This is a genomic window from Streptococcus sp. ELY_137, from assembly GCF_058314515.1.
Genome location: NZ_JBZFUL010000002.1, coordinates 14,385 through 27,325 on the forward strand (window position 1 = coordinate 14,385; position 12,941 = coordinate 27,325).

Sequence of the window (12,941 nt, forward strand, 5' to 3'; positions counted from 1 at the left end):
AGATTAGGCTATGGATGTTACCACTTTTCGCAACCGACTCAATCAGACATCGCTAGTGGAGGTAGGATCGGACTTGGGGCAGGAGTTTCACAACTTCAGCCAAAGAGCACTCAAAATTACTAGTCAAATAAATGGTAGCTACCACACGCCTGAAGAAATTATCGACTTACTGCGTGAACTTTCTGGGCATCCTGTACCAGATAGCCTGCGAATTTTTCCGCCTTTTTCTACAGATTGTGGCATCAATACACAATTTGGCGAAGATGTTTTTATCAATTCCGGTTGTTGTTTCCAGGATCAAGGTGGGATTACCATTGGAGATCATTGTCTCATCGGTCACAATGTAGTATTGGCGACACTTAATCACGATCAAAATCCTAGGCACCGTGGTAATCTGCACCTAGCTCCTATCACTCTTGGAAAGAATGTCTGGGTAGGTGCTAATGTGACAATTACACAAGGCGTGAATATTGGCGATGGCGCTATTATCGCAGCAGGAGCCGTAGTGAATCGTGACGTTCCGGCCAACACAATTGTCGGGGGTATTCCGGCGCGCATTATCAAGGAAGTCGACTTGAAAAACTAATTCGTTATCAGTTTCAAACTGGTAGAATCAGAAGTGCAGTTGAACACGCCTACGTTCCTGTGGAGTTCAGCAGTCTGGGGAGAGACTGCTGAAGCTTGTTGCCTAAAAACTAAAAAGCAACAATAGATGAGGCAGAAATTTTGATTTCTTCGTCAAGCTCGCTAAATTCCTTTGGAGTGCTTACGGCTTTGCGACACGACGTTTAGTTAGTCGATTTTACTAACCAAACGAAGTTAGTGGGAGAGAGAGCCAATTCACTATAGTGATTGGCCGTTGTTATCAAGTGCGAAGTGCTTAGATAACAAACCTCTGCCGTATCTTAATTAACTGAACATGAAGCTAATCTCTTCGGAAAAAAGATCGACTTCCTTGTGTCCAAGGACACGGCGTCTGTCGCCTATTTTTCGGTCAGAGATTTTCGCTAAGCGAACCGATTCTTTGTATTTTAATAATCAAACACGGGCTGCGGCTTGTGCAAAAAGATAGTTTCTTCTTAGGCGCAAGTGTCTTCGTTGAATCTTTTATTTTTGTTTGATCCGCGATCTTAATATAGTAAAAGGAAGAAATATGGTAACAGAACGCGAAAAAATGTTAGCGGGGCGTCTCTATGATGCGGCCGATCCTGAATTGACAGATTTGAGACAACAGGCTCGGGTTATCACTCGTATGTTTAACGCTGAGGAAGATGAGGAGCAGGCACAGGCCCTGATTAAGACTTTCTTTGGTAAGACCGGTCAGAATATCACTATTGCTCCTAACTTTAGCTGTGATTATGGTAGCAATATCTATGTCGGTGAAAATTTTTATGCGAAGACTAACTGTACCTTCCTTGATGTCTGTGAAATTCACATTGGGGATAATGCCCAATTTGGTTCCAATTGCCAGCTTTTAACTGCCTTCCATCCTTTGAATAGCGAAGAAGGAATTGTCGGGAAGGAGCACGGGAAGCCCATCACTATTGGGGACAATGTCCGGTGTGGCGAAGGTGTGATAGTTCTGCCTGGAGTTACGCTGGGCAATAATGTTATCGTGGGTGATGGTTCTGTTGTGACGCAATCATTTGGAGATAATGTTGCTATTGCTGGAAATCCAGCTCAAATTATCAAGCATCTGACAGCTCACAGTTACCTTACGATTGATATTGGCGGTAGTTTTATCAAGCATGGCTTGATCGATGATCGTTTAGAGATGGCTGAGCTGGGCAAAGTTCCTACCCCTGCGACGTTAGAAGATTTTTGGCAAACCTTGATAGATTTAGTAGGGCAATACCGTGATGGAATCAGGGGGATTGCGATTGCATGTCCGGGTGAGATTAGCAAGCATGGTCGAATTTATCGCGGTGGCCTAATTCCTTATTTGAAAAATTTCCCTCTGGGAAAACGTTTGTCTGAGCAGTTTTCCTTACCGGTTTCTGTGCTCAATGATGGTTCTGCAGCTGCCTTGGCAGAAACCACCGAAGGTATTTTAAAAGATAGCAATTGTGGGGCTACGCTTGTTTTAGGAACGGGGGTTGGTTTAGGAATTGTGGCTAATAACCAATTGGTCGGTTTTCCGTCGCGTGATTTACGGACAGATGCTAAAACCAGAACCAGTGAAACTTCTGTCTGGCGGCAGATTGGACAAAATTTGGAGCTTAATCGCATCGGGATTGAGACTCTCTTTGCTAATTCAGGATCAGCAGTTAAATTTGTCAATGAAGCCAGTCGGCTGTTAGGTTTGGAAGAAGCAAATGGTCTGCAAGTCTTTTATGCTTTGGAAGAAGGCGGGCATGATGATCTAGAACAACTATTTGAAAATTACTGTCGTGATATTGCCTATTTGATTTTGAACCTACAAACTTTTGTGAAGATTGAAAAATTAGCTATCGGTGGTGGTATTAGCGCGCAGCCCTTGTTGATACAAGAGATCAATCGGCAGTACAGAAAATTATTCAATAGTGTTCTGGCTTTTAAGCATTTTGATATGCTGGATATTAAGGCATCAGCTAATTATAATAGGGCCAATCTTATTGGTGCTTATATCAATTTCAAAGTAAAGCAGGTAGAAGGAATGGGAAAGGCTAGCTAATAGTCTAACAACCATGTGAGGTGCAGCGGCCTGTAGTCATATGAAAATGGGTTTAAGTGACTATTTTGAGAGTTGCTTAAGCCCTTTTATGTTGCTGCTTGTTTAGTTATTATTTATTGCCCCCATCCATTACTTGAACCGCGAGAGTAAGGAAGCCTAGCTTGTATCACTGAAGTAGGATCCCAAAAGGTATAGAAGTCCTTTTGAGTTGGAAATAAGGCCATTAGACTGACATCTCAAGTCCAAGAATGTACCATGAGATTTTCAAAGAGTATTACAGAAAGGGAGAAAGACGATTTGCTCTGCCTTTTCGTACTAATAAGTAGGGGTGAATGACATGAATAATTTTGAACTCTTTAAACTCAAACAAGCTGGTCTAACTAATCTGCAGGTTAATTATGTTTTAGATTACCAAAATCAGGTAGGCAAGTCCCTCTCCCTGCGCGATATAGCAGTTGTTTCTAAATGCCAAAATCCTATTTTGTTTATGGAAAACTATAAACGTTTGGATTTAAAATGCTTACGCCAAACCTTTAAACAATTTCCCTCCCTCTCTATTTTAGATAAGGAATACCCTATGGACTTAGCCGAAATCTATAATCCACCTGTTCTCTTGTTTTATCAAGGGAATCTGAGTTTACTTTCTGAAAATAAGCTATCTGTAGTCGGCTCAAGAAATTGCTCTCAGATGGGGGTCTCGGCTGTTCAAAAAATTATTAAGGAGCTAGGCAATCATTTTGTTATTGTCAGTGGATTAGCTAGAGGTATAGATACAGCTGCTCATTTAGCCAGCTTAAAAAATGGTGGTAAGACTATAGCAGTGGTGGGGTCGGGCCTAGACCTTCCTTACCCAAAAGAAAATCGTGAGTTGCAGGATTATCTAGCCAAATACCATCTTATTATCAGTGAGTATGAGCCGGGGCAGCCACCGCTCAAATATCACTTTCCCGAGCGCAATCGCATCATTGCTGGTCTGTCACGAGGGACTTTGGTCGTTGAGGCCAAGCAGCGTTCAGGCAGCCTGATTACCTGTGAGCGTGCCATGGAAGAAGGGCGTGATGTTTATGCTGTTCCGGGTAATATTATCGATGGCCGATCTGATGGTTGCCATCGCCTTATTCAAGAAGGAGGAAAATGCGTCATGACAGGCTTAGACATCTTATCCGAATATGGTAGAGGTTAAGTCGCATTTAACAGACTCAAAGACAATCTCAACAGATAGATGTAGAAGAACACCAAGAATGTTTGAACTTGGTGTTTTTGATTTTGAAGTGCTGATCGCTTGTAATACAGGGGTTTAGAAATATTTTATGTGATTTAGAAAATGGCTTTTTCCTATAGAAAAACTTTTTTTATTGACAGCCCTAAAAAAGTAAGTTATCATGCTAGGAGTTTGAATAAAGAAACAGGGAGAGTGATGACGATGGCAGTAGCCACAGTATCTAAACCAGCAAAGAAACCAGCTGCTAAAAAGCCGGCTAGTAAAAAGAAACGGGCAGCACCGAAGAAAAATTTGGTCATTGTGGAGTCACCAGCCAAGGCCAAGACCATTGAAAAGTATTTAGGGCGCAATTATAAAGTCGTAGCGTCAGTCGGACATATCAGAGATTTAAAAAAATCTTCTATGTCCATTGATTTTGATAACAACTATGAACCGCAATATATCAATATTCGTGGTAAGGGCCCCTTAATCAATGACCTAAAAAAAGAAGCCAAAAAAGCGAAGCAAGTCTTCTTGGCAAGTGACCCGGATCGAGAGGGAGAAGCGATCTCATGGCACTTGTCACATATCCTTGATCTGGACAAAAATGATAAGAATCGCGTTGTTTTCAATGAGATCACGAAGGATGCTGTCAAGAATGCTTTCGTTGAACCGCGGACAATTGATATGGACCTCGTTGATGCCCAGCAGGCTAGGCGGGTCCTTGATCGGATTGTGGGTTACTCTATTTCTCCGCTTCTGTGGAAAAAGGTCAAAAAAGGCTTGTCGGCAGGGCGAGTACAATCAGTAGCCCTCAAGCTGATTATTGATCGTGAAAATGAAATCAAGGCTTTTAAGCCAGAAGAATATTGGACTATTGACGGTGCCTTCAAGAAGGGAAACAAGAAATTTCAAGCTAGCTTCTACGGAATTGATGGTAAGAAAACCAAACTGAGCACTCAAGATGATGTGCAGGCGGTTTTAGCTAAACTAACGAGCGATGATTTCCATGTAGATAAGGTTGAAAAGAAGGAGCGTCGTCGCAATGCTCCCCTGCCTTATACAACATCGTCCTTGCAGCAGGATGCTGCTAATAAAATTAATTTTCGTACGCGTAAAACCATGATGATAGCCCAACAGCTTTACGAGGGAATCAGTCTAGGCCGCGGTGGGCAACAAGGCTTGATTACCTACATGCGTACAGACTCGACGCGTATCAGTCCGCTTGCTCAAAATGACGCCGCTGGTTTTATTACTGAGCACTTTGGCGAGAAATATTCCAAACATGGTAGCCGAGTACGTAATGCTTCGGGAGCACAAGACGCCCATGAAGCTATTCGTCCATCCAGTGTTTTCCATACACCAGAATCCATTGCCAAGTATCTAAATAAAGATCAGCTAAAACTTTACACCTTGATTTGGAATCGCTTTGTCGCCAGTCAAATGACAGCAGCTGTTTTTGATACTATGAAGGTAACCTTGGGGCAAAATGGGGTCACTTTCACAGCTAATGGCAGTCAGGTGAAATTTGACGGGTATCTAGCTGTGTATAATGATTCCGATAAAAATAAAATGCTGCCGGAGATGGCAGAAGGTGATCAAGTCAAAAAGATTTCTACCGCTCCGGAACAACATTTTACTCAGCCCCCTGCCCGCTACTCGGAAGCGACGCTGATCAAGACTCTGGAGGAAAATGGTGTCGGTCGCCCGTCTACCTATGCTCCAACCCTAGAAACCATTCAGAAGCGCTACTATGTACGCCTATCTGCTAAGCGTTTTGAACCAACAGAGCTGGGAGAAATCGTCAATAACCTTATTGTTGAATTTTTCCCCGATATTGTTGATGTTGCCTTTACTGCTGAAATGGAAGATAAACTGGATGGGGTCGAAGTCGGCAAACAAAAATGGCAAACTGTTATTGACGACTTTTACAAGCCATTTGAAAAAGAGTTAGAAAAAGCGGAAGATGGCATTGAAAAAATTCAAATCAAGGATGAACCAGCCGGTTTTGACTGCGATATCTGCGGTCATCCCATGGTAATTAAATTAGGACGTTATGGTAAGTTCTACGCCTGCAGTAATTTCCCAGATTGCCACAATACTAAGGCCATTACCAAGGAAATCGGTGTAACCTGCCCGACCTGTGGTCAGGGACAAGTCATAGAGCGCAAAACCAAACGCAACCGTATCTTTTATGGCTGTGATCGCTATCCAGACTGTGACTTCACATCTTGGAATCTGCCGGTTGGCCGCAACTGTCCTAAATGTGATCACTACCTTGTAGAGAAAAAAGTCCGTGGCGGCGGTAAGCAGGTAGTCTGCAGCAACGACAGCTGTGATTATCAAGAAGAAAAGGTGAAATAAGGGATGAGGAAAGCTTCTTGTCTTTCTAGTTTTAAACTTAACCAGCTGGCGGAATAGACCAAAATCTTATCTCCTAGCTGCCAACTTGGTTGATGAGTCTTTTGAAATCCAACCTTGTAGCACACCGTTATCGCCATATAAGTTTCAAGAATGAGGGTACCGTCACAGATCATGAAGGAAGTATTGCTTTGCTAGCGCTAACTAAGTTGTCCCATGGTTTTGTTCTAATATCATACTATCCCAGCCTCTTTTTGCTGCAAGAATGCTAAGAAGATAACTTTGCAAATAGACTTAAAAGATGCTAAAATATAACAGTATTTAGTTAAGTTAGTCGAATTGTAGAGTGAGATGCGATTCATAATATCTCAAAGAAAAGGAGACCGCGATGAATAATAGAGAAGAGTGGGTAAATCAATTTGAAGCTTTGACTGGCCGTAAGCCAACAGCAGCTGAGTATGTACAGGCAAAAGAAACGAATTTTGATTTAAGCCAGATTGCCGCTATTGCAGGGCTTGTTAATCCAAGCCAAACATCGGAAACTGGGCAGGTCCCAGGGGCTTTAGGAAGCCAAGAAGCTGTGGAAAATGTTGCAGAAAGCTCTCCTCAGTCGGTTCAAAGCGCTATTCCTCAGTCCGCGCAAGCAGATCAAGAAGATGTTAAGACCCTTCAAGGAAAATGGGTCAGCCAATTTGAGGCACTGACTGGTCGCAAACCAACCCCCGATGAGTATATGCAGGCCAAGGAAACAAATTTTGATTTGGCTCAGGTGACAGCTATTGCGGGGCTTGCTAATCCAAGTCAAACACCAGAAGCTGGGCAGGCGATTCAGCCGAATATGACTCAGCAACAAATTCCATTTACTGAATCAGGGCAAATGCCCCAGCAGCCACAAGTTCAAAACTTTCAACACCCTGCTTTCCAACCAGCAAATATGCAGATGCCCGGTCAAGTTCCTACAAAACCAACAGGTTCTGGCATGGTCTTGAATCTTATTCTACCAATTGTATCCTTGGTACTGTCAGTTATTTTTGCTGGTTTGTCGTTCACAGGAGCTGCTCCTGTTTTCCTTGGTCTTGCCTTTTTAGGATTGATTTTTGCCATTGTCTTGTTGGTCATTAATCTAAAAAGTCAGAAAAAGCTCTTGTCCATCATTGCTGCTGGTGTTGCTGCTTTTGCTGTCCTTATCAGTATTGGTGGTGTTATCGTTAATATTAGCCGTCATTCGTCAGAAAGCACTCTAGCCTCAACAGAACAAGGTGAAAAATCTGGGGCTAAGGTTGAAGATGACAGTGATGATGCCGATGATTATGTTGATAAAAATTATAAATTCGAGTGGAAAAAGGATGAAGTCGAAGATATCAAAGTCGACGATGATACGGTTGCCGATGTTGTAAGCGAATATGGAAAAGCTTCCGCCGCTAAGATTTCGGATAAATCCTTGGTACTTCGTTATGAAGATTCTTCTGATGAAGATAGTAAGCAGTCTGTTGCCATCTCGTTTGTAAAGGAACACGATGGCACTTGGGTTGTGCGGTATGTTGATGCTAGTCTTGAAGCAAATGATATCGATGTGAGTGGTGATAGCTACAAGTCGGACTGGACTAAATCCGATTTTGATGCCTTAAAAGAGGGGGATTATAGTACTGGCGAGGGTGGTACATCGTGGTCAGAAATTAAAGGCAAGCACGATAAGCCATCAGAAGCTTATTATACTTTCTCAAATTATGGTAATGGTGATACCAATAAAGGTTTGACAGTCTACTATATCGACTTTGATACTGATGATTCTCATGCAGATTATGTAAGTCTCGATTTTGTACTCCAAGATGATGGTAAGACTTATAAAATGAATAGTAAATATGGTTCGGGTGCTGGTATTAGCAATGACTAGACTATAAATAGCATCTTGAGTGTATAGATGATAAAGTGTACAGAAGGCTTTGGCCTTCTTTTTTGTTCCTATCGCTGAACGAACTATTTGTTTGACGGATGATTATTAGTTAACTGCTTTTAGCCCTCCAACCTCCCTCCTTGTTCATTATGCTAGTCAATTACTGATTTTTCTGTTAGACTAAATTTATGATGCTTGAACCAAGAAATAATTCTAAACTGACGAACCATCAAAACGAACGCTGCCGCCAGTTCCAGACTGAGAAGGCCAAGGAGTCCAGTCTTCTATTTATAGGGGATTCTATCGTTGAATTTTTCCCTTTGAAAAAATATCTAGGCCACCACCTCAATCTTGTTAACCATGGCATTGCTGGTATTTCAGCCCATTGGCTGGCAAATCATGTCCCAGAAGCTTTGGGTAATCAACGGCCCGGTAAAATTTTTTTGCTGGTTGGTACCAATGATATCGGTATGGGCTACGATGTCGCTGTTATTGCTGAAAAAATCGAAGAATTGATTCACAATTTACAGATGGAAGTTGTTGGCTGTCCTATCTCGATTTTATCTGTTCTGCCAGTTAATGAAGCGGAGAACTATCAAACCAAGGTTAAAATTCGACGAAACCAGACTATTCAAACGCTGAATAAGCACTTACAAGGCTTACCAGCCGTTGAGTTTATTGATCTTTATAAGACTTTGCTGGATGAGCAAGGTCAGTTAGCAGAACCTTATACCCAAGAAGGTCTACATTTAACTCAAAAAGGATATCAGGTTCTAGCTCAAGCTTTAAAGCCTTATATTTAAAATGGGCAGGCCAGTTTTAGATCCGACTTAAAAGCGACAATCTGAGAAAAGATTGCTAGGCTCATGCTTTTTTCTGCTTGGATGACTAAGATTCTGTAACTGGGCCTTTGCTTTTTTGTGCTGGTCAGTCATGAACAGGCTTTTTAAAAAATTTGCTATAATGAAAGAAAGATTAAAGAGGAGGGTAAAGATAAGATGCGAGTGGGACTGGTTTTAGAAGGCGGGGGTATGAGAGGGCTCTATACAGCAGGAGTGCTGGATGCTTTTTTGGATGAGGAGATTCGGGTCGACGGTGTTGTTGCTGTCTCAGCTGGTGCTTTATTCGGTGTTAATCTTCTATCCAAGCAGCGTGGACGCGGTTTGCGTTATAACAAAAAATATATCGGACGTAAGGACTACATGAGTATCTGGTCTTGGCTGCGAACGGGAAATTTTGTCAACAGGGATTTTGCCTACTATAAGGTTCCTCTAGAGTTAGATGTTTTTGACCAAGAGGCCTTTGAAGCATCCGGAGCAGACTTTTATGCGGTAGCAACAAACATCGAAACCGGGAAACCAGCCTACCTTAAGGTATCGGATGTTTTCCATGAAATGGAAATCTTACGAGCCAGCTCGGCTCTGCCTTTGGCTTCTAAAATAGTGGATTGGCAGGGAGAAAAGTACTTAGATGGCGGTCTGTCGGATTCTATACCAGTTGATTTTGCCCGAGGACTGGGGTTTGATAAATTGATTGTTGTTTTGACGCGGCCGCTTAATTATCGCAAGAAACCATCGAGCGGTCGTATTTATAAGCTTTTTTACCCTTCTTATCCAGAATTTATCAAGATAGCCAGTCAGCGCTGGAAAAATTACAACAGAGCTGTCGAACATGTCCTAGATCTAGAAGCATCAGGGGAGCTTTATGTTCTGCGGCCTGAACAGGACTTAGATATTGGACGTTTGGAGACAGATCCCGATAAATTTGAGACAATTTACCAGCTGGGATTGACCGATACTAGGGCATCCATGTCTGGTCTTAAAAGTTACTTAGACTTAGCTTAGACTAGTTTATCTTTAGAGTGCTGTTTGCTGGGCAAGTTGCTTCGCCTATTGGTAAAAGTTTGAGATTTACGTTCAGTAGCCTGCCTATAGGCAGATGATGTTGCTTTTTGGAATTCTAGTGACCTGAGGTGGTTTATTTCGCAGACCTTATTGTTGCTTTCAAAGTTTCAGAAATGGCTTAAATATCTTATAAAAGGAGTAGGATGAGAGATTACGCTAAATTTTACAGTCAGCTGACAAGGCATTTACGCCAAGATTCCCGGGCCTTGAAACTGCTTGCCTTACTCAACCAATCCCTAACGAGGTTGATGTATGTTCTTTACCCTTGTTTGCTAGTCTATTTAATTTGGGCACGCCAGTTTGAGCAGGCTTTGGCCACATTTCTGATTCCTGCCGCATCTTTTATCGTGGTTAGTCTACTGCGTCATTGGCTCAATCATCCCAGACCCTATGAAACGTGGACTATAGAACCTCTTATCCATAAAGAGAGCAAGGGAAATTCGATGCCTAGCCGTCATGTTTTTTCAGCTAGTATTGTTGGTCTATGCGTCTGCCAATTATCACCTTATTTGAGTGGAGTCTGCCTTTTTCTAGCGGCTCTTTTAGCTGTCTGCCGTGTTTTAGGTGGAGTCCACTATCCTAAAGATGTCCTCGTTGGGTACATCTTAGGGTTGATTTGCGGTAGTTTCGTATTACTGGCTTAATAGCTTAGTGGCCCTTCTACGGTTTCTTTTTTTAGATTAAATTAAGTAGCACATTTGAAAGAATAAGTTTTCAAGTGTGTTTTCTTTTGGGAATCTAGTCTATTTGATTTCTACCCTATTACTTATGATCGGATGCTATCTACCCCATGATTATTTAAAAGCATCCAAGTTTATTTAATCGAAATAACAAAAAGAAGTAATTTTTATGTTATAAGATGATGGTAGAGTAATGTAAGATGATGTTTTTTTATTAAATGAAAGAGATGTCATACTAAAGATTAAACGTGAATTAAAATAAAAGTGTCAAGGAAAGGAATAGGACTGCTAGTTTTTTTAAAATCCAGTAGCTTAAAATGATTGGTTTCGCAAGTTTTATAGGCAACTTCTTTAGCCTACTGGATTGTTAAAGGGAAGGAAATCTAGTATCTTGATAAGCGCCTACGACTCTACGAAGTTCAGCAGTCTAAGGAGAGACTGCTGAAGCTTGTTGCCTAAAAACTAAAAAGCAACAATTAGTGAGACAGGAGTCAGAAATTTTGACCTCTTCGTCAGGCTTCCTAATTTCTTTGAGTCGTTTGATGCTTGCTTGGCAAGCTCAAATTCCAATCTATAAATTATTCCCTGGATAATTAGAGTGGCTTTACGACACCAAGTTTTGGTTAGTCATCTTACTAACCAAACGAAGTTAGTGGGAGGGGCACCCAATTCACTATGGTGATTGGCCTTTGTTATCAAGTTCGGAGCCCTTAGATAACGCGCCTCTGCTGTATCTTATTTAATTGAACACGGGACCAAACCCCTTGAAAAAACAGCTTGTTTGGGGAATCAGGATTTCCGACCAACCGTCCATTTTTCTAGCGGGAATTTTCGCTAAAGCGAACCGGCCCTTGGTATCATAGTAAAAGGAGATAGGATGAAAGCAAGTTATAAAGGAAAGTTAGTAGAGGTCTGGCGGGTTAGTCAGCAGCGCCCTTACCCGAGCTGGGTCGCTGAAGCCTTTAAAAAGCAATTATTGACCTGGCGAGATAGCAAAAGAGTACGGGTGCTAATTCCGGCCTTGAACCCTGAATGGGCTAGTGAGAGCCATTACTATGGTTACGGAATGTATGATACGGCTCAAATTGGTGATGTCATTGACTATACCAACAGAAAGATTGTTCCTGCAGAGATTTTTAATAGATATTACAGAACAATAGGAAACTGGTAGGATGATAGGTCGATTGGTAATGTCAGTGAGCAAAGCTGGCTTACTTACCAATCATTGATCGGTTTAAACGTCCGTTTAAAAACAGAAGGATTGGATTAATTTTTATCCAGTCTCAATGAAGCTATACTATATGCCAGCTTCGAAAAAAGTAGGAGTGAGTAGAGGGAGTCAAAGAGCGATGTCACTGACTTCTTTTACTCATTTTTTAAGTAGTCTGACTGGAAAAACTCTCAGGAAAAAGGTAAGATGTCAGTAATGGGAGATAGTCTATCTTACGACCGAATGGGTAAGCATCAGGTAAAACAGGTTGAGGAAGGATAGGAGTTAATGCTGTATATCTATGTCTTGGAGGATGATTTTCAACAACAGGCACATATGGAAAAAGTAGTCGGTGACTATGTGCAAAAGCATGGCCTTGAGCATGAATTCATGCTTTCTGGCAAGCCTGAGCAGCTGTTGGAAAGTGTTAAAGGAAAAGGTAGTCATCAAGTTTTCTTTCTTGATATTGAGATTAAAAAAGAAAAGATGAAAGGGCTGGAAGTCGCACGAGCTATCCGTGAGCGAGATCCTAATGCCATCATTGCTTTTATCACAACGCATTCAGAACTGATGCCGTTGACCTTTAAGTATCAAGTATTGGCCTTGGACTTTATTGATAAAAATCTTAAAGAAGCTCTATTTGTAGAGAAAGTTGGAGCTGTGTTGGACTACGCTCAAAAAAGTTTAACGAGTACCGTTGCAGATGATGCTTTCTTCTTTGAAAATAGATATTCCCGTGTGCAGCTGCCTTTCAATGATATCCACTATATTGAGGTTTCCAGCATTTCTCATAAGTTAATTCTTCACGGTAAGCATGACTATATGGAATTTTACGGAACCTTGGATGAAATTGAAAGGGATAAGCGCTTTTTGAGGGTTCATCGCTCTTTTGCCATTAATCCCGCTAATGTTGTTAGGCTTGACAAGCAGCAGCGAATGGCTTACTTTCCCAATAAGGGGAGCTGTCTCGTATCCAGAACCAAGATGAAGGAGCTGGAACGCCAGCTGAGCAAACTGCATAAGGGGAAGGGGTGAGCT

General features: G+C 41.8%; 10 protein-coding genes. All 10 read left to right on the forward strand.

Translation table 11 applies throughout. From position 1 onward, the window contains the following. Nucleotides 1-10: 10 nt before the first annotated feature. The 10 genes from AC4HAO_RS02160 (at nucleotide 11) to AC4HAO_RS02205 (ending at nucleotide 12,938) form a co-directional block, all read left to right on the forward strand. Nucleotides 11-586 carry a DapH/DapD/GlmU-related protein gene (locus AC4HAO_RS02160; protein ID WP_491093899.1) on the forward strand — a complete coding sequence of 192 codons (576 nt, stop codon included), beginning with the start codon at nucleotides 11-13 and terminating at the stop codon, nucleotides 584-586. A gap of 567 nt (nucleotides 587-1,153) precedes the next feature. Then, nucleotides 1,154-2,653: an ROK family protein gene (locus AC4HAO_RS02165; protein ID WP_491134439.1), complete on the forward strand. Its 1,500-nt coding sequence runs from the start codon at nucleotides 1,154-1,156 to the stop codon at nucleotides 2,651-2,653. A 337-nt stretch (nucleotides 2,654-2,990) separates the two neighbouring features. Beyond that, nucleotides 2,991-3,836: a DNA-processing protein DprA gene (dprA, locus tag AC4HAO_RS02170; RefSeq protein ID WP_447452282.1), complete on the forward strand. Its 846-nt coding sequence runs from the start codon at nucleotides 2,991-2,993 to the stop codon at nucleotides 3,834-3,836. A gap of 240 nt (nucleotides 3,837-4,076) precedes the next feature. Beyond that, on the forward strand, nucleotides 4,077-6,218 hold the full coding sequence (gene topA, locus AC4HAO_RS02175; protein WP_491093901.1) for a type I DNA topoisomerase: 2,142 nt from the start codon (nucleotides 4,077-4,079) through the stop codon (nucleotides 6,216-6,218). A gap of 385 nt (nucleotides 6,219-6,603) precedes the next feature. Then, complete coding sequence (locus AC4HAO_RS02180) at nucleotides 6,604-8,109, forward strand: hypothetical protein (protein ID WP_491134440.1); 1,506 nt, start codon at nucleotides 6,604-6,606, stop codon at nucleotides 8,107-8,109. 188 nt (nucleotides 8,110-8,297) lie between these two features. Next, the gene (locus tag AC4HAO_RS02185; protein ID WP_491134441.1) at nucleotides 8,298-8,912 is read left to right on the forward strand and encodes an SGNH/GDSL hydrolase family protein; all 615 of its coding nucleotides are present in this window, start codon (nucleotides 8,298-8,300) and stop codon (nucleotides 8,910-8,912) included. 195 nt (nucleotides 8,913-9,107) lie between these two features. Next, nucleotides 9,108-9,953: a patatin-like phospholipase family protein gene (locus tag AC4HAO_RS02190; protein ID WP_491134442.1), complete on the forward strand. Its 846-nt coding sequence runs from the start codon at nucleotides 9,108-9,110 to the stop codon at nucleotides 9,951-9,953. 203 nt (nucleotides 9,954-10,156) lie between these two features. Next, entirely contained in the window at nucleotides 10,157-10,657 is a 501-nt protein-coding gene (locus AC4HAO_RS02195; RefSeq protein ID WP_491134443.1) for a phosphatase PAP2 family protein, read from the forward strand. Nucleotides 10,658-11,570: 913 nt separating this feature from the next. Then, nucleotides 11,571-11,864, forward strand: coding sequence for a hypothetical protein (locus AC4HAO_RS02200; RefSeq protein ID WP_491093906.1), 294 nt, complete (start codon nucleotides 11,571-11,573; stop codon nucleotides 11,862-11,864). A 327-nt stretch (nucleotides 11,865-12,191) separates the two neighbouring features. Further along, nucleotides 12,192-12,938: a response regulator transcription factor gene (locus tag AC4HAO_RS02205; RefSeq protein WP_491093907.1), complete on the forward strand. Its 747-nt coding sequence runs from the start codon at nucleotides 12,192-12,194 to the stop codon at nucleotides 12,936-12,938. Nucleotides 12,939-12,941 lie beyond the last annotated feature (3 nt).

Excerpts from the sequence above, each read along its gene's own strand:
- AC4HAO_RS02160 (WP_491093899.1), top strand. The coding sequence starts at position 11 with ATGGATGTTACCACTTTTCGCAACCGACTCAATCAGACATCGCTAGTG.
- AC4HAO_RS02165 (WP_491134439.1), top strand. The coding sequence starts at position 1,154 with ATGGTAACAGAACGCGAAAAAATGTTAGCGGGGCGTCTCTATGATGCG.
- dprA (WP_447452282.1), top strand. The coding sequence starts at position 2,991 with ATGAATAATTTTGAACTCTTTAAACTCAAACAAGCTGGTCTAACTAAT.
- topA (WP_491093901.1), top strand. The coding sequence starts at position 4,077 with ATGGCAGTAGCCACAGTATCTAAACCAGCAAAGAAACCAGCTGCTAAA.
- AC4HAO_RS02180 (WP_491134440.1), top strand. The coding sequence starts at position 6,604 with ATGAATAATAGAGAAGAGTGGGTAAATCAATTTGAAGCTTTGACTGGC.
- AC4HAO_RS02185 (WP_491134441.1), top strand. The coding sequence starts at position 8,298 with ATGATGCTTGAACCAAGAAATAATTCTAAACTGACGAACCATCAAAAC.
- AC4HAO_RS02190 (WP_491134442.1), top strand. The coding sequence starts at position 9,108 with ATGCGAGTGGGACTGGTTTTAGAAGGCGGGGGTATGAGAGGGCTCTAT.
- AC4HAO_RS02195 (WP_491134443.1), top strand. The coding sequence starts at position 10,157 with ATGAGAGATTACGCTAAATTTTACAGTCAGCTGACAAGGCATTTACGC.
- AC4HAO_RS02200 (WP_491093906.1), top strand. The coding sequence starts at position 11,571 with ATGAAAGCAAGTTATAAAGGAAAGTTAGTAGAGGTCTGGCGGGTTAGT.
- AC4HAO_RS02205 (WP_491093907.1), top strand. The coding sequence starts at position 12,192 with ATGCTGTATATCTATGTCTTGGAGGATGATTTTCAACAACAGGCACAT.